Genomic DNA, 17,560 nt, shown 5'->3' with positions numbered 1-17,560 from the left:
TTTATAAGAAGTACGGTGACCAACAAGTCAGACTTCTTTCAAGGATGAACCAAAATGTTTGATTTTGGTTTGGCAGGTTTGCTTTATCCAAAAGCCATTACATTATATATCACCGTGGCCGCTGTTCTGGTTTGGCTGCTGTATTATTGCTATCGCCTAAAACATAGAGGTGAGCAAGTTTTTGGCACCCACCATGCGCCCTACATCGCCTACTCTGCCTGCATCATTATATGGATTAGCAGTAACGCCTATTTTCATACTGAGCTATTAGTGGCCCTTGGCTCAGAGGGGGGAGTTTTCATGGCTAAATTAGCCAATCTCGCCTCCTTCTTCTCTTTTGCCTTTGCCTACTATTTTTCCTGTCAGTTGCTAGCCGAGCAGAAAAAGACGCCGATAAAAAGATGGCAACAACTGATATTTTCCCTACTTTCCGGCTATTCACTTTTTATCAACTCACGTCCGGACCTAACGATAGAAAATGTTTTAATTCGCGGCCCTAGTGAGTTTGTGATTGAATTTGGCTCCCACATTGCCTATTTCTTTACCTCTATTCTGGTGCTGATTGCACTGACACTGATTAATCTTGCCCGCATGCGGGTCAACAGCAGTCAATTGGTCTTGGCTAAAAGTAACTACATGATTGCAGGTATCTTGGTCTTCATGTTCTCGACCTCAGTCATCCATTTCGGAATGACCTATTTTGTCGGTGACTTCTCACTGACGTGGTTACCCCCTGCTCTCTCGATCAGTGAAATGCTATTTTTTGGTTACGCTTTGCTAACCTCACGCTTCTACAGTGCAAAATATATTACTTATATAACCATCAGCACTTTACTGGTGTGTGGTATTTTTGTCCTGCCATTAGGCGCGATATTGATTCCAATTTCCGAGGGCAATCAATGGCTCATTTCAATTCCAATCTGCGCACTAGTTGGCATTACCTGGCACTGGTTATATCGTCGAGTGGGCCATTTGGTGTCCTATTTTGTCTATTTCAAGAAACAGACCCCAGTCCAACAAATTCTTGCCCTGGAAGACGACTTTAAATATTCGATTGATGATGCGATGGAAAAACTTGGGGAGTTACTTGATGTCCCTAAAGACAAGCTTCAGCTAGTCAGCAGTCAATTTTCGCAAACGTTTTATGAAAACTACCTGGACTCTGACAAATCGGTTTTACTATTCGATGAACTGTCCGAGGAGATAAAGTTCACCTCGACAAACAGAAGCACGTTAAGAAAAATCTATAATAAAATGCGATCCAATGATACCGCGCTGGTCATGCCACTGTTTGGACAAAGCCGCTCGCTCTCTCACCTGTTGATTTCTTCCCATAAGAGAAACCAAAAGCTGTTTTCTAACGAAGAGATTTCTGCTTTACAAACTCTACTGAACCGCGTGCAAAGCACCATCGAAGCCGATAGAAAAGTTCGTCAAAGTCGCGCTCTCGCCCACTCCATCGCTCATGAAATGCGTAACCCTCTTACCCAAGTGCAATTGCAATTTGAAGTCCTATCGCAACATATTGACTCCCAATTTCCACCAGAAACCCTGAAAGCCGACATAAACGAAGGGCGAGCTGCAATTCAACGCGGACAGCAGGTCATCGACATTATATTAAGAGAAGTCAGTGACACATCACCTGAACAAGAGCCTCAGGTGGCAACTTCAATTCATAAAGCCATTCATCAAGCAATCGCTCGTTATGGTTTCGAGAACGAGAAGATCATAGAAAGGATACAACTTCCTCACCATGATGATTTTGTCGTGATGTTAAATGAAACCCTGTTTAACTTCGTTATTTTCAACTTGATCCGCAACGCGGTTTACTACTTTGATTCGTACCCCACCAGCCAAATTCAGATCAGTACTCAAACTGGGCCTTATGAAAACACGTTAATCTTTCGCGATTCCGGACCTGGTATTGATAGCACGATCCTGCACAAGATTTTTGACGATTTCTTTTCCTATCAAAAAAGTGGTGGCAGTGGCCTGGGCCTGAGTTACTGTCAGCGTGTGATGCGTTCATTTGGTGGCCGAATTGAATGCCACTCAGTAAAAGGAGAGTTCACGGAGTTTTACCTTTATTTTCCTGTTGTACCAAATTCACCAGCATCAGAGACCTTGAGGGGCCCTACCGAAGACAGGCATGACTCAAAAGCCGCAATAGAGCCTCTTCTATACAATGACCTAAATATCGGCAAGGATGCACCAACAGTGCTCATCGTGGATGACAAAGAGGTGCAACGTGCGTTAGTTCAGTTGTATTTAAAACAGTTAGGTGTCAAAAGTTTACAGGCAAATAACGGCTCAACCGCCATCGAGATGGTTAAATCTAACAAAATCGATTTAGTTCTGATGGATGTGCAAATGCCGGTTATGAATGGATTCGACGCAAGCCAGCGCATAAAGGCCATTTCTCCATCAATCAAGGTTATTGCACTATCAGGGGAATCAGGAGATTCAGAGATCGCGCAGATTTCTACATTAATGGATGGTCGTTTGAACAAGCCCACAACCTTAAATGCGTTGCGTGAGGTGATACAAACCTGGCTCTTTCAAAACCAAGCGGGCGAGCCAAGCACTTTTAAATGTAAGGCTAAATAACTGGCACAATTTGTGCTTAATTAGTCATCTAAAAAGTCAATCAACCTACCTAAATAACGGTACTCGTACCCAACAGGTAGAAACTTTGAAGGGAGATGGCGATGTTTGCCAGCAGACGCATTTATCACAGCTTGATTCATCATGGTGTTAAAGCACTATTGTTAGATCGTATCGGTCACTACACCGAAGACGAGTATCACCAATTTCTCAACTTGATGACAGGTCAATCTTCCTCCTTCACCATGACTAACGACGAACTTGCCGCCACAGTAGACAACCTTTTGTGTGAAGGCTATTTAGAAGATGTAAAAACGCGTATCCCCCAATATCAGAATGTCGCCTAAACTATAAATTAGAGACAAGGATTGCCGCCATTGTCGCAGCAATTTTTGTATCCAATTGTCTCGAGCTATTCACATTGTGTGAGATTCCGCTAGACTGTGAACAACTCAATAACCAGGTAGTTTTCTGCAACATGAAGCAAATTCTTGATTTTATTCCACTCATTGTCTTCTTTGCCTTGTATAAGATGTACGACATTTACGTTGCGACTGGAGCACTTATCGTCGCGACGGCTATTCAAATCGTCCTGACGTTTGCGCTTTACAAAAAAGTGGAAAAAATGCAGTTAATCACTTTCGTGATGGTGGCTGTATTTGGTGGCATGACCATCTTTCTCCACGATGACAACTTCATTAAATGGAAAGTGACCATTGTTTACATGGTATTTGCTATCGGACTTGCGGTCAGTCACGCGATGGGCAAATCAGCAATAAAAGGGATGCTAGGAAAAGAGATCTCTCTTCCTGAAAATATTTGGACACGCATCAACTGGGCATGGGTCGGTTTCTTCTCTTTCTGCGCAGGTTTAAATATCTACGTTGCCTACGAACTGCCACTCGATGTCTGGGTAAACTTTAAAGTGTTTGGCCTGCTAATAGCGACATTCAGTTATATGATTGCTACAGGCTTCTACATCTACAAGCACATGCCAAAAGAGCAGAAAACTAACTCCTCCGATGTTTCGGTTGATGAATAACGGCTCAGCTTTGCTATAATCCGCGCAAATTCAATATTAACAGCGACCTTCGGGTCGCTGTTTTATTACTGTTCCAATTAATATTTGCGCTCAGTATCAATCGTAATAAATAACGGATCGTCTTAGTTTATGAGTAGGCTTTGGGAACGTTTATTTACTGGGTTGGTCCCATTTAGGCGCTGTTAATGATTTAGGATGTCACAATGAGCCAAGAATTTAACTCTCCGAAAGGCCAACTACTGCTTCGTACCCTCGCAATGCCCGCTGATACCAATGCGAACGGCGATATCTTTGGTGGCTGGATAATGTCTCAGCTTGACTTAGCTGGTGCTATTTTGGCGAAAGAAATTTCTTCCGGACGCGTCGTCACCGTTTCTGTTTCCAGCATTACGTTTAGAAAACCGGTTAGCGTCGGTGATGTTGTCTGTTGCTACGGTGTATGTAAAAACATAGGCCGTACTTCAATGAGTGTTGACCTTGAAGTCTGGGTGAAACCAGTGAAAGTTGATGGCATTGAAGATCGCTTTATGGTGTGTGATGCAACCTTTAACTATGTTGCAATCGACAGTGAAGGCAAACCACGCCCTATCGCAAAATAAGTTTGCACCGACTCTAATCACAGGAAAATTCTCACATTTTCCATTGTTAACTTGTGAGAAGCGGCAAAAAGTCGTTAAATTAGGGCTTCAACCTACCAATTAAGGAACTATGCTATGTGGTATGTCATCTTTTCTCAGGACATCGAGAATTCATTAGAAAAGCGCATGAGTGTTCGCCCTCAGCATCTAGAACGTTTACAACAACTTCAGGATGAAGGACGACTTCTGACTGCAGGCCCAATGCCAGCAATTGATTCTGATAACCCTGGAGAAGCAGGATTTACTGGTTCAACCGTCATAGCCGAGTTCGATTCTTTGGAAGACGCGAAAGCCTGGGCAGACAAAGACCCTTACGTGGCGGCGGGTGTATACGAAAACGTGATCGTAAAACCGTTCAAAAAAGTGTTTTAATTTATGAAAAAATTACTGTGTTTTTTCCTGGCGCTTAGTGCGCTAGCAGGTTGTACGTCCAGTGCTGACAAAGAACGTCAGTTAGAGCTGTTAGCATCTAACCGTGCTGGCGTTCTTTCTGCTGGCCTACCCATGGAGTACGGACCATTGCAAATCATGCGGGTTTCTTCTAATAAAAACGTGGTTGAAATGATGATGATTTATAACGATGGTGCAATGGGAGCGAAGCCACTCGCACAAGTGCTTAACTCCAGTATCTACACATTCTGTCATAAACCAGAGATCCGCGACCAAATTAATATGGGCTTGATGTATAGAGTGAAAGTTCGTAACACGCGCGGTCAATTGATGGCAGACGAATTGATCTCTGAGCAACGTTGCAGTAATTAACAACAGTAATTTGGCCAGCTAGTTCGGTATTAGATCGACCAAAAGCATCGCAGCTAACGGGCAAGTTAAAAGACATATAAAAGCAGGGATTGGATCCCTGCTTTTTCTTTGCTCGTCGGTTTATGCTAACTCAGTGCGCAGCTTTTTCGCCGCTGAGACCAAGTTGGCTAACGCTGCTTCGGTCTCCGCCCAATTTCTTGTTTTTAGACCACAATCTGGATTCACCCATAAACGTTGTACCGGAATTTTTTCTGCTGCTTTCTTGATAAGACCTTCAATCCACTCTTCACTTGGAATGTTCGGCGAGTGAATATCATAAACTCCAGGACCGATTTCATTAGGGTAGTTAAACTCTTCAAACGCTTTGAGCAATTCCATATTCGAACGTGACGTTTCAATGGTAATCACATCTGCATCCAGTGCCGCAACAGAATCAATGATTTCATTGAACTCGCTGTAACACATATGAGTATGAATCTGTGTTTCTGGCTTCGCGCTAGCGGCAGAAATCTTAAACGCATCCACAGCCCATTCCAGGTAAGCTTTATGATCACGCGTCTTAAGCGGTAACCCTTCACGAATCGCAGGCTCGTCAATCTGGATAATATTAATGCCTGCATTTTGTAAGTCAGAAACTTCATCTCGCAGCGCTAGAGCCAGCTGCTGGGTGATTTCCTTACGCGAAATGTCTTCGCGAGGGAATGTCCAACACAGAATCGTAACCGGCCCGGTTAGCATTCCTTTCATTTGTTTGCTGGTCAGGGATTGTGCATACGTTGACCATTCAACCGTGATTGGTTTTTCACGCTCGATATCCGCAACCACAATAGCAGGCTTCACGCAGCGAGAACCGTAACTCTGCACCCAACCGAATTTGGTTGTTTGGAAACCAGCCAGATTCTCGGCGAAGTACTCAACCATATCGTTACGCTCAGCTTCACCGTGCACTAATACGTCTAAATCCAGCGCTTCCTGTCGTTTCACTGCATCAGCAATATGCCCTTTAAGTGCCGCAACATAGTCTGTTTCAGACAGTTGACCAGAGCGATATGCACTGCGCTGAACGCGAATCTCGCCGGTTTGAGGGAAAGAGCCGATGGTAGTCGTAGGCAATAGCGGTAAACCCAACACTTCTGCCTGATGAGCAGCACGCTCAGCATATGGCGCACTGCGTTGTGTGAGCTCTGCGGTGATACGATTGATACGAGCCTGCACTTGTGGCTTATTGACGTGGGTAGCCGTTTTGCGCGCTTTGATTGGCTGGCTGTAAGTATCACATGCCAGAATCGCATTTTGATCGCCGTCCAGCGCTTTACCTAGCAGGGCTACCTCAGTCACTTTCTGTTTAGCAAAAGCGAACCAGCTTTTTACTTCTTCACTCAGCGCTGTTTCAAGCTCTAGATCTACCGGGCTGTGCAGTAATGAGCATGAGCTTGCAACCCACAGCTTATCGCCTAACTTCTCTTTTACCGGTTGTAAGCTCGCCAGTTGCGCACTTAGATCCGCTCGCCAAACATTGCGTCCATTGATAACGCCAGCCGATAACACCCAACCTTGTGGTAGTTTTTCCACAACTTCATCAAGCTGGTCTGGCGCTGCCGACAAGTCAATGTGCAAACCATCAACAGGTAACTCGACAATTTTGTCCAGTGTATCGGTAACAGCGTCAAAGTAAGTCGTTAGCAGCACTTTTACGTCACTGCGGATGATTTGATACGCCAGTTTAAATGAATCCGCCCATTGACTTTCCAGCTCAAGAGACAGAATAGGCTCATCAATTTGTACCCATTCCACACCCAAAGCAGCCAATTTAGCCAAAATTGCTTGATACGCGGTGAGCAATCTTGGTAACAGTGACAGGCGGTCAAAGCCTTCTTCAACTTCTTTACCCAAGTACAAGTAACTTAGTGGACCAAGTAGAACTGGCTTAACCTTGTGTCCCGCATTAACGGCTTCACTCACCTCCTCAAATAGCTGCGGCCAGCTCACTTCAAAGGTATCGTCTTTGCTAAATTCCGGCACAATGTAATGGTAGTTGGTATTGAACCACTTAGTCATGTCAGAGGCTGCTGCGCCTGCACAGCCACAACCAGCCTGTGACTGGCCTCGACCAACCTTGAACAAAGTATCAAGGCTAGGTGTGCCCTCAGCATGACGCTTTGGTACGTGGCCCAATAACAGCGTTGTTGTCAGTACGTGATCATACCAGGCAAAGTCGCCGGCAGTGGCAAAACTCAACCCCGCATCGCTTTGTACTTGCCAGTTATTCGATCTTAGCTGTGCGCCAACCTGCTGGAGTTGTGCTTGATCGATTTCTCCGCGCCAGTATTTCTCCTGCGCAAATTTCAGTTCACGTTTTTCACCAATGCGTGGGTAGCCAAGTATGTGTGTGGTAGTTGCCATTTCCCTAGTCCTTAATATTGAGTTTATCTTGGTCAGAACATCTTTGGCTTAACCTTAAAGATGTCTGGATGGCTAAACTATCTCTCCCAGACTAAAATTGGACAAGGTCTAAATATTCAACTTGTTTATTAAAAAAATTCATAGTGTATCGAAAAAACAAACCGTTACCCAAAACAAATAGACGTCTAGACGTTTACATTTCTGTATTTTGCAGTTAAGTTAATTAAGTTCATGGTGAGCATTAAAGGATGAAAGAGATTCATGATAGAGCTAAAACACTTGCGTACTATTACCTCGCTTCGAGATACGGGCTCACTGACTGCCACGGCAACCGCGTTACATTTGACGCAATCGGCGCTGTCGCACCAAATTAAGGACCTGGAGTCTAGAATTGGTGGGCAATTATTCTTAAGAAAAACCCGACCGGTTAAATTCACACCAGAAGGTGAGATTTTATTGCGCCTTGCAGAAGATATTTTACCGAAACTCGCAAGGGCAGAGAATGAACTGGCAAGTTTGAAAGAAGACGTGAATGGTCGATTACATATGGCTATCGAATGTCACTCCTGCTTCCAATGGCTGATGCCAGCACTTAAGGAATATCAATTGGCGTGGCCTAGCGTAACGTTGGATTTCTCTTCTGGCTTTGGATTCGAGCCTTTACCTGCCCTACTCGCAGGGGAGCTGGATCTGGTTATTACTTCGGATATTCAGCCACGTTCAGAGGTGCACTACGAGCCTTTGTTTGACTTTGAAATGCGACTAATCACGTCCACCAACCATCCACTGGCTGATAAAGCGATTATTGATCCTCAAGATCTTGCCGATCAAACCATGCTCTCTTATCCGGTTCAAAAACAGCGACTTGATGTAGTTAAACACTTCTTACAGCCAGCCGGTGTGGAGCCAGCTAAGTGGAAACAAGCAGACAACACATTGATGTTAGTACAAATGGTATCGGCTGGATTAGGGGTTGCGGCATTGCCGAACTGGGCAATTTCAGAGTTTTCTCGACAAGGACTAATTACCAGTAAACCATTTGGCAATGGGTTGTGGCGTCGTCTGTTTGCTGCGGTTCGAAATTCAGAGAAAGACAAACGCTATTTACAGGCGTTTTTCGCAACCGCAAGACAACAATGTAAAAGCCACCTCGACGGCATCAAGATGGCTTAACAATGGGAGATATCGTACGGGCTTAGCGTTCGTACGATTTGAATTGATTGGTGAGCGGGTCGTACTGGTAGCCAAGCATATCCAGCTTGCCTACTACCGACTCTGTATCCATTTCATAAGTCGACACTAATTCGTCAAAACTGTCACACTCTAAGCGTAGTTTTTCGTTGACGATACCTAACAGAATAATGCTATCCAGATTACCTACATTGCTTAAATCCATCGCGACACTCCTCTTCGACAAGGTTTATACCCCAATAACCTCAGTGACCGGGTATATATACAGCGTAGACATAATCTGACGAATTTAAAGTGAGTTCACGCTATATCGTGAACTCACTGACATCATGTTAAGCAACCAGTGAAAATAAATTTTGCAGGCTCGTCATAGAGACAAGAGCAAGCAAGAAAGCGATACTCAGCTGCACTTTCTCAGGCGCTTTATGCGTGAAAATATGCCAACACCAAACCACAATGGAAGATATCAACATCGCCAAGGCAATGAGTATCGGTTGAGTTGCAGCACTCAATGCCGTCTCATCCAGCTGATAAGATGAAAACAGCGTCGCAATCACCAACAACATGCCCGACACAATACCAGTGACTGGTAAAATTCGATGGAAAGCTTGTAAACGGCTACGTGCAATCGTGAGCAACAATTGAGAAAAAGAAGCCCCCAGAAAGAAGATCATTAACGCCATCGCAGCAGCAGCTGGCAAGTTAGTCTGTTCAAATACTTGAATGCTGACATAAGCAAATGCCAAACCGTTAGCAAGGTGCAGAGCCCATAATGGCCCTTTCTCGCGTGTCTTTTTGGTCTGAACCTGAGAATAGAAATAGAAGATCGCAAACACCACCATAAATGCTTCAATACGCAGTGATGCGACGGCCAGCCACATGACCCCTATTGCAGGTAGCATTTTATGGAGGCGACCTCTCTGACCCGGACAAATATCGCCCTTAATTAAAAGTAAAGTCAGTAACGCTTGTGCGCCGAATAGCATCGGAGGAAAAGTAACCAGCAATTGTTGAATCATGATGAAGCAAGCTCAAAAGTCGTTTGGGGTGGCGATAATATCAAATCACCTATCGCCAAACCACCCAAACGCTTTAGGGTTGTAATAGGGGTCTGTTGTCCCTTCGAGCTCTCTTTTACAACAGCCGCTAATTGATCTGCTCCAGGCTGAAGCTTTGATTACCCCAAGGTAAGGTTAAATAAGCGCTCACAATATGTAGGTTGCTCCAAATCTGCTGCAGGCACGGCTGGTGAAAATAAGAAACCTTGCAGGAAATCCACCCCAACACCCGCCAAAATATGACGCTCTGGTTCTGTCTCGACACCTTCTGCAATCACTTTAACCCCTAACTGGTGGGCAAGCTCAGTAATCATTTTGACAATGTAGTAATGACTGCTGCCCTCACAAATATCTGCCACAAACTTGCGGTCAATTTTGAGTAGATCAAACTGCCCTTTTCCCAGGTAAGAAAAAGAAGCGTACCCTGTACCAAAATCATCTATGGCTATTTTAATCCCTTCTTGCCTGATCTGTTTCAACGCCTGCGTGTGCGCTTCGTCTTGCTCAAAGTAGGCCGATTCCGTTAACTCTAGCGTCACGAGCTCCGGTTTAACTCCACTGGATTTAATCAAATCAAGTGAACGTTGTAATACCTGTAAAGCATCTAATTTAGTGTTAAGAGAACGATTAATGGAAAGCCCGATACCCTCTCCATAGAAGTATTGTAATTCAGACCAACGCTTGAGCGCGATTCGGCAAACCAGATCATCTAGCTCAGCAATCAACTCAAGATCTTCGATGACCGAAATCATCTCTTGGGTACTGTAGCTGCCATTTTCGTGGTGAAACCGCGCCAACGCTTCAAACTTAGTAACTTTGCCGGAGTAGGTATCTACAATCGGCTGAAAATAGACATCGACCAGTTCACTATCGATTTTCTTTTGCAGGAAAGATTCCAAGTGTTGACGTTTGAGCAGCTCCGCATGCAGCTTACTGTTGTAAAAATTGAAGTAGCCGCTTTCACCCACTCTGGACGACACCATGGTCTGTACTGCCAGTGCTAGTGCCTTTTTGGGATTACTCGTATCGTAACCAAGCACAGATACGCCTGTTTGTCCTTCCACGATAGTGTCATGCACTCTTGTGCCCATCTCACTTTTCAACTCAGTGAAGAATCCCTTCACCGCCACTTCAATCAATTTAATGGTACTTAACCACTGGCAATGCGACGTTTGCAAACAGACCACAAAAACATTTCGGGTCAGTTGGCCCGCCAGCTTGGTATAGCGGCTACGCACGATAAAATCCGCAAAACCCAGCTTCTGATCCAACAAGCAATACTGACTGAAGTTAGGTCTCAACGTCATAATGATATTGAGATCTTTATGGCCGCTATCTTTAGCGATGTACTCCAGCTTTTTCTCAAATTGCTCTTTTGTGGGCAGAAACGAGAACCAGTCTCGATCCTGCTCGCTGTCGTTATTCATCCACATCAATACTCTTCTGTGTGTTATCTTTGCTGACTCGCTCATTACCCAGCCCTTCCTTCTCAAACCCTAACTTCGAATGCAGCGGCTAAATGCGACTGATGTAGCTTGCCTGCCTTGTGCACTAGCGAAGTGCACAATCTGATTATAAACGTGAACCAAGATAAGAGTTTAGTTGCTTATCAATTGTATTAACATTGGGACACTTCACATAAAAACCATAACAACTATAAGGGCTTCGAGTTAATTTAAGGTAGCAATTGACTGATAACTCAGTCGGATTTTTACAATCCAAATAAATCTCCATCAACTAAGCTTGAATAAACAAGTTTGGTATAGATACCTGATCATCAAATCGCTATAATTCGCGCTCCCTGGAACAGAGAGCAAAATATGACCAATAACATCACACCTATTCATGAGTACAAAAAATACTGGGCCGAGTGTTTTGGTTCGGCACCTTTCTTGCCGACCAGCCGCAAAGAAATGGATGCCCTAGGATGGGATAGCTGTGACATTATCATTGTGACAGGTGATGCCTATGTCGATCACCCGAGCTTTGGTATGGCTATCATTGGCCGTCTATTAGAAGCACAAGGCTTCAGGGTCGGTATCATTGCTCAACCAGAATGGCAGAACAAAGACGCGTTCATGCAGCTTGGTAAGCCGAATCTGTTCTTTGGGATCACAGCGGGTAACATGGACTCCATGATCAACCGCTACACCGCAGATAAAAAACTTCGCCACGATGATGCGTACACACCGAATAACGAAGGTGGTAAACGTCCTGACCGCGCGACCTTAGTTTATTCACAGCGTTGTCGTGAAGCCTATAAAGAAGTGCCTATCGTACTAGGTGGTATTGAAGCCAGCCTACGACGCGTTGCGCATTATGACTACTGGTCAGATAAAGTTCGTCGCTCGATTTTGTTTGATGCGAAAGCTGACATTTTGTTATTTGGTAATGCTGAGCGTGCGCTGGTTGAAGTGGCACACCGCATCGCAAACGGCGAAAACATTTCTGACATGACGAACATTCGTGGTACCGCGGTTAACCTGCCTGCGGCACCAGACAGCTATACCATCATCGACTCGTCTCGTATTGAAAAACCACGTAAAGAAGCATTCGTACCTAAAAACCCATACGAGGTAGAAACGCAGTGCGACACCAAAAAAGACGAACCAGCGGCGGCGCAGCCAATCACTATTCGTCCGTCACGTCATGATGCTAAAACCACAGCAGTACGTTTACCTAACTTCGAAAAACTTAACAACGACCGTATTCTGTATGCGCACGCAAGCCGTGTGATGCACCTGGAAACCAACCCATACTCTGGACGTGCGTTGATTCAACGCCACGGCGACCGTGAACTGTGGGTTAATCAGGCTCCGATTCCGCTGACCACAGAAGAAATGGACTTTGTATTTGGTTTACCATACGCACGTGTCCCTCACCCTATGTATGGTAAGGCGAAAATCCCTGCGTATGACATGATCAAAACCTCGGTGAATATCATGCGCGGCTGTTTTGGTGGTTGTTCATTCTGTTCGATTACCGAGCACGAGGGACGCATCATCCAGAACCGCTCTAAAGAATCGATCATTAACGAGATAGAAGAAATTCGCGACAAAGTTCCAGGATTTACCGGCACGATTTCCGATCTTGGAGGCCCGACTGCGAACATGTACCGCTTGGGCTGTAAAGATCCGAAAGCGGAAGCGAACTGTCGTCGCCCTTCTTGTGTCTTCCCAGGCATCTGTAACAAGCTAAACACGGATCACAAACACACCATCGATCTATACCGTGAAGCGCGTAAAGTTGAAGGTGTGAAAAAGGTCATGGTGGCGTCGGGCGTGCGTTACGATCTTGCAATTGAATCACCAGAATACGTGAAAGAGTTGGTCACTCACCACGTTGGCGGTTACTTGAAGATTGCGCCTGAGCATACTGAGAAAGGCCCTCTGGATCTGATGATGAAACCGGGTATGGGCACGTACGATCGCTTTAAAGAAATGTTCGAGAAGTACAGTGCAGAAGCTGGCAAGAAACAGTATCTGATCCCTTACTTTATCTCTGCGCACCCGGGCACTGAAGATGAAGATATGCTGAACCTTGCGCTTTGGCTGAAAAAGAACAACTTCGAGTGTGACCAGGTACAGAACTTCTACCCATCACCGATGTGTAACGCAACGTCGATGTACTACTCAGAGACTAACCCTCTGAAGCGCGTAAAATACAAACAGCGTGAAGATGTGCCCGTAGCAAAAGGTGAGCGTCAGCGTCGTCTGCATAAAGCTCTGCTGCGTTACCACGATCCAGCAAACTGGCCAATGATTCGTGAAGCACTGATCAGCATGGGCAAAAAACATCTGATTGGTGACAAAGCAACCTGTTTGGTTCCGGCTGAAGACATTAATGCGCAAACACCAGCCCAGCGTCGTAAATCCGGCCGCCACGGTGCAAACCGCTTTGCGACTAAGCACACCAAGAACCAGCCTGGTTTTGGTGGTCACCTAGAGAAACGCTCTGAGGGTGGTTCTCGTGACGGCAAGCCTTCTGGCAACCGTAATGGCTCTGGTAAAACGCAAGGTGGACAAGGTCGTGGAAATAACAACGGCCAGCGCGCAGGCTCGAACTCAAACCGTCCAAATGGCGGCAAGCCACAAGGTCAGGGTAAACCAGCCGGTCAGCGCAAACCTAAGCGCCGATAACCATCGACACAACGAAATCTAATAAAGGGCTCCAGAAGCAATTCTGGAGCCCTTTTGTTTTGCGTGTTACGCTTTCAATCAGTCACTTATACTGGTGAATCGTTTATAACATTGACAACTTTTTCACGCTTATCGTGAATAATGTTCGTCAAGGGCAAACCGATATTGCCGAGATTGGATAAGAATGAATGAAACGTGTACTTTTAGTCGAAGATAATCGAGAAATCGCGGGAATGCTGTTCGATTATTTCGAGTGTGCTGGCATGCAGCTTGATTACGCTGACAACGGAGAGCTTGGTCTTAAACTTGCTCTTAGCAACGCTTTCGACATTATTTTGCTCGATTTAATGTTACCGCGTATGGATGGTTTAACGCTGTGTAACAAGTTAAGAGACGCAGGAAATAATACCCCTGTACTCATGCTGACCGCACTAGATAGTCGCGACGATATGCTCAAAGGCTTTGCCCATGGAGCGGATGACTACCTGACTAAGCCTTTTGACCTCGATATTCTCGAAGCTCGCATGACTGCGCTAATAAAACGATATCGTGGTACCGTTGCCTCAAGCCAACTCCAGTACGGTGAAGTAACGATTGACCAAAAAACGCACCAGGCGTATCGCCAAGGCAAGCAGTTGGCACTAAACCCAACCACTTACACCATTCTTGAAATGCTGGTACAAAGCGCACCAGAAATCGTGACCAGAGAAGACATTGCCTTTCGTTTATGGCAAGAAAACGAGCCAAACAACGATGTGCTTCGCAGCCACATTTATCAACTACGTGGGCAACTCGATAAACCTTTTCAGGAGCACTTGCTCAAAACTATTCCTAAAGTTGGCTTCCGTTTGGAGCCAGGAGCATGATTCGTCGCTTACTCGGTAATACGAAAAGTATGACCGGCCGACTCGAACTGTTTTTCTTGCTGGTTTCTGTTGTGATCGGATTACTCTGCTTTGCGCTAGTAAGTGGATCACTGTTATGGTCAGAAGATCGCGTCGGCGAACGCCGAATTATGATCGACAAAAAAGAAGCCATCGAACATTTTAAACAAACACCTTCAGAAGGTGTTATAAAGCTCGATCTTCTAACGACAGCATACAATGACATCAACCTGGTCCCCTCTTTATACCGTCCTTTCTTGCAAGATAAACACTATTTTTTGGGTGAAGTCGGTGAAGAACCCTATACACGCATGATTTACATGAGCACCTACATGCAAGATGGTGAGGAACATCCCATCATCTTGATTTCGTTAATTGATGAAATCGAGATTACGTGGAGCGAGTTTTTTTATGTTATCGGCTTGGTACTGCTGGTGGTGGTTGTTCTGATGTTCGTATTCGGCAGTTTGTTACTTCGCTTGTCTCAGCGTTTGATAGAACCGATTAACACGCTGAAAACGCAATTGGATGAGCACCAGGGTGATACAACCAAGAAGTTTGTTGTCCCTTCTGGCTCAGCGAAAGAGTTCGAAGCCCTTGCTACTCAGCTTAACGACTATCGCAACGAAGTGAATCAAGTCATAAAGCGTGAGCAGGCCTTTGCGCGCTACGCCAGTCACGAACTTCGAACACCGCTGACGGTTATGAAAGGCTCCAGTAGCTTGTTAGCCAGAAATACAAACACACCATTTCAGGAACGCCAGGTCAGTCGAATCCAAGACGCCACACAGCAGATGTCTACCATGGTCGATGCGTTACTTGGATTAGTTCGTTATGAGCGAAATGCGGATGATAGTCCCGTACGTCAAATTTCTGAGCAAGAGTTACGTCACATTATTTCCCTTAGCCAGGCACAGGCTGATGAGAAGTCAGTTGACTTTGATGTCACCGTATCAGGCTCGCCACATACCAGAGCAACAACGGCTGTGCTTAATATCGTTTTGAGTAACCTGATTCGTAATAGTATTGCCGCCACTTCGAAAGGCAAAATATACGTGGAAATGAGTGACGCTTATTTGTCTGTGCGAGACGAAGGTGAAGGGTTTTCTTCCGTCCCAGATTCTGACGGGCACGGTTTAGGGCTGATGATCGTTGATGACTTGTGCCGCCGATATGGCTGGCAGTTTTCAATAGATATCCACCCAAGAGGTGGCTGTGAAGCCCAGATCAATTTCACAGCTGAATGCATTGACGATTAGCCCGCGTTAAATTTATGGTTGTTCCCATCTGCTACTTTTGTTCCTATAGCGATAACGGTAAACTGTGCCACCTTTTTAAATGACCAAGGTGACACGGTTTATTCCGTCAGGCATTACATGAAACTCTCAGAAAGCCCAATCACTCAACACAGCTTTAACGGTCAGAAATTTTTTCTCAAGCGCGATGATTTACTGCATTCCCACTTTTCCGGGAACAAAGCACGTAAATTCATGATGTTATTAGAAGATCAGGATCCAAATGTTAAGACTCTGATTAGCTATGGATCCGCCCAGTCTAATGCGATGTATTCTCTGGCTGCACTCGCAAAAGTTAAAGGGTGGGCATTCGAGTTTTATGTCAGTCATATCCCGGAGTGGTTAAAAAGTACGCCGATTGGAAATTATCGAGGAGCACTCGATTTAGGTATGCAGATAACGGCCATGAATGAGGTTGGCAGTGACCTGCATCCTAGCCAATACATCACGAATGTGCGCGGATTAGATGACACCACATTGTTTATGCCAGAAGGCGGACGTTCACCAATCGCAGAGGGTGGCATAAAGCAACTCGCGCGTGAGATTCTGGACTGGACTCGATTTAGAGCAAAAGAGCAGTTCACGGTTGCGCTTCCATCCGGAACCGGTACTACCGCACTTTATCTGCACAAGTATCTCAACCCTCATGGCATTGAAATCTTAACCTGCCCGTGCGTGGGAGATGAAAGCTACCTGTCTGAACAGTTCAGTATGCTGGGAGAGACCAGTCATCCTCAGATTCTATCGATGAGAAAAAAACACCATTTCGGGAGGTTGTACAAAGAAGATTATGAGACATGGAAAAGTTTGTATGAGCAAACGGACCTCGAATTTGATCTTCTTTACGACCCCTATATGTGGCAATGTCTGGCTTCGTGGCGAAAAGAGAACCCAGACAAGACTCTGATCTATGTTCATCAAGGCGGGTTACTTGGCAACGAGTCAATGCTGCCAAGGTATCAACGAGAATTCGACTAAACACACTCGCTAGCTTCAACGTCTACCTAATCAACGCCAGAATATCTTTAAACTCTGGCGCTCGACAATCTTCCACCATTTCGTAAAGACACATTTCCAGACCAGTTAATACGACACCATTGGCAGTCAGCTTCGCCAAAGCCAGTGCCTTGTTCGCCGCCGTGCGAGAGGATACGCAATCGGTCACCAGTTCAACGCGGTAGCCAGATTGGCGCAGGGAGAGCGCGGTTTGATATACGCAGATGTGTGACTCAATGCCACAAACCAGCCAAGTGTCTACTTTTGCGTTTTCCACCGCCAGCTTAAACTGATCCTCTTTGCAGCCATCAAAGGTGTACTTGGTAATCGGCAAATGCGCTTTCTCCAACGCCACTCGAATCGGCTCAGAGGTCGGTCCCAACCTTTCCGGGTTCTGTTCCAACCAAAGGACTGGTAATTTCAGGGCATTCGCGCCTTTGACCAGCTTAGTGATATTTTCAATTAACAAGTCACTTTCATGCACTAATGTCGCGAGCTTACCTTGTACATCCACGACGACTAAACCTGTGTTGCCTTTATCGAGCATC

The 17,560-nt window shown here is 45.4% G+C and carries 15 protein-coding genes and 1 pseudogene; 11 read left to right on the top strand and 5 right to left on the bottom strand.

Going from position 1 to position 17,560, the window contains the following annotated elements:
• Positions 1-54: 54 nt before the first annotated feature.
• From RXX31_RS10820 to RXX31_RS10795, 6 genes are all read left to right on the top strand, one after another.
• Positions 55-2,607 carry a hybrid sensor histidine kinase/response regulator gene (locus RXX31_RS10820; protein ID WP_317589300.1) on the top strand — a complete coding sequence of 851 codons (2,553 nt, stop codon included), beginning with the start codon at positions 55-57 and terminating at the stop codon, positions 2,605-2,607.
• 101 nt (positions 2,608-2,708) lie between these two features.
• Entirely contained in the window at positions 2,709-2,951 is a 243-nt protein-coding gene (locus RXX31_RS10815) for a hypothetical protein (protein WP_317589299.1), read from the top strand.
• Positions 2,952-3,082: 131 nt separating this feature from the next.
• Positions 3,083-3,646, top strand: coding sequence for a septation protein A (locus tag RXX31_RS10810; protein ID WP_317589297.1), 564 nt, complete (start codon positions 3,083-3,085; stop codon positions 3,644-3,646).
• 203 nt (positions 3,647-3,849) lie between these two features.
• Positions 3,850-4,245: an acyl-CoA thioester hydrolase YciA gene (gene yciA, locus RXX31_RS10805; RefSeq protein WP_014232419.1), complete on the top strand. Its 396-nt coding sequence runs from the start codon at positions 3,850-3,852 to the stop codon at positions 4,243-4,245.
• Positions 4,246-4,359: 114 nt separating this feature from the next.
• Positions 4,360-4,656: a YciI family protein gene (locus RXX31_RS10800; protein WP_014232420.1), complete on the top strand. Its 297-nt coding sequence runs from the start codon at positions 4,360-4,362 to the stop codon at positions 4,654-4,656.
• A 3-nt stretch (positions 4,657-4,659) separates the two neighbouring features.
• Positions 4,660-5,046 carry a GspS/AspS pilotin family protein gene (locus RXX31_RS10795; protein WP_317589294.1) on the top strand — a complete coding sequence of 129 codons (387 nt, stop codon included), beginning with the start codon at positions 4,660-4,662 and terminating at the stop codon, positions 5,044-5,046.
• Positions 5,047-5,166: 120 nt separating this feature from the next.
• Here RXX31_RS10795 and metE read toward each other — a convergent pair whose 3' ends face one another.
• Positions 5,167-7,449, bottom strand: coding sequence for a 5-methyltetrahydropteroyltriglutamate--homocysteine S-methyltransferase (gene metE / locus RXX31_RS10790; RefSeq protein ID WP_317589293.1), 2,283 nt, complete (start codon positions 7,447-7,449; stop codon positions 5,167-5,169).
• A gap of 261 nt (positions 7,450-7,710) precedes the next feature.
• Between metE and metR the strand changes: the two genes are divergently transcribed.
• The gene (metR, locus tag RXX31_RS10785) at positions 7,711-8,622 is read left to right on the top strand and encodes an HTH-type transcriptional regulator MetR (protein WP_317589292.1); all 912 of its coding nucleotides are present in this window, start codon (positions 7,711-7,713) and stop codon (positions 8,620-8,622) included.
• A gap of 22 nt (positions 8,623-8,644) precedes the next feature.
• Here metR and RXX31_RS10780 read toward each other — a convergent pair whose 3' ends face one another.
• The 3 genes and pseudogenes from RXX31_RS10780 to RXX31_RS10770 form a co-directional block, all read right to left on the bottom strand.
• Positions 8,645-8,845 carry a DUF4250 domain-containing protein gene (locus tag RXX31_RS10780; protein ID WP_014232424.1) on the bottom strand — a complete coding sequence of 67 codons (201 nt, stop codon included), beginning with the start codon at positions 8,843-8,845 and terminating at the stop codon, positions 8,645-8,647.
• 127 nt (positions 8,846-8,972) lie between these two features.
• Positions 8,973-9,659 (bottom strand): hypothetical protein, encoded by a 687-nt coding sequence (locus tag RXX31_RS10775; protein WP_317589291.1) that lies wholly within the window; start codon positions 9,657-9,659, stop codon positions 8,973-8,975.
• A gap of 158 nt (positions 9,660-9,817) precedes the next feature.
• A pseudogene (locus RXX31_RS10770) lies at positions 9,818-11,134 on the bottom strand (EAL domain-containing protein); the annotation flags it as partial.
• A 384-nt stretch (positions 11,135-11,518) separates the two neighbouring features.
• Between RXX31_RS10770 and RXX31_RS10765 the strand changes: the two are divergent.
• From RXX31_RS10765 to RXX31_RS10750, 4 genes are all read left to right on the top strand, one after another.
• Complete coding sequence (locus RXX31_RS10765; protein ID WP_317589290.1) at positions 11,519-13,837, top strand: YgiQ family radical SAM protein; 2,319 nt, start codon at positions 11,519-11,521, stop codon at positions 13,835-13,837.
• A 188-nt stretch (positions 13,838-14,025) separates the two neighbouring features.
• On the top strand, positions 14,026-14,703 hold the full coding sequence (locus RXX31_RS10760; protein WP_317589289.1) for a response regulator transcription factor: 678 nt from the start codon (positions 14,026-14,028) through the stop codon (positions 14,701-14,703).
• Entirely contained in the window at positions 14,700-15,980 is a 1,281-nt protein-coding gene (locus RXX31_RS10755; protein WP_317589288.1) for a HAMP domain-containing sensor histidine kinase, read from the top strand. Before RXX31_RS10760 ends, RXX31_RS10755 begins: the two co-directional genes overlap by 4 nt.
• Before the next feature lie 117 nt (positions 15,981-16,097).
• The gene (locus tag RXX31_RS10750) at positions 16,098-16,994 is read left to right on the top strand and encodes a 1-aminocyclopropane-1-carboxylate deaminase/D-cysteine desulfhydrase (RefSeq protein WP_317589286.1); all 897 of its coding nucleotides are present in this window, start codon (positions 16,098-16,100) and stop codon (positions 16,992-16,994) included.
• Between the two features lie 22 nt (positions 16,995-17,016).
• Here RXX31_RS10750 and RXX31_RS10745 read toward each other — a convergent pair whose 3' ends face one another.
• On the bottom strand, positions 17,017-17,559 hold the full coding sequence (locus RXX31_RS10745; protein ID WP_317589285.1) for an isochorismatase family protein: 543 nt from the start codon (positions 17,557-17,559) through the stop codon (positions 17,017-17,019).
• Position 17,560 lies beyond the last annotated feature (1 nt).

Origin of the sequence: Vibrio sp. EA2, from assembly GCF_033042495.1 — a bacterium.
GTDB lineage: Bacteria > Pseudomonadota > Gammaproteobacteria > Enterobacterales > Vibrionaceae > Vibrio.
This window is presented reverse-complemented; position numbering and strand designations above follow the sequence as displayed.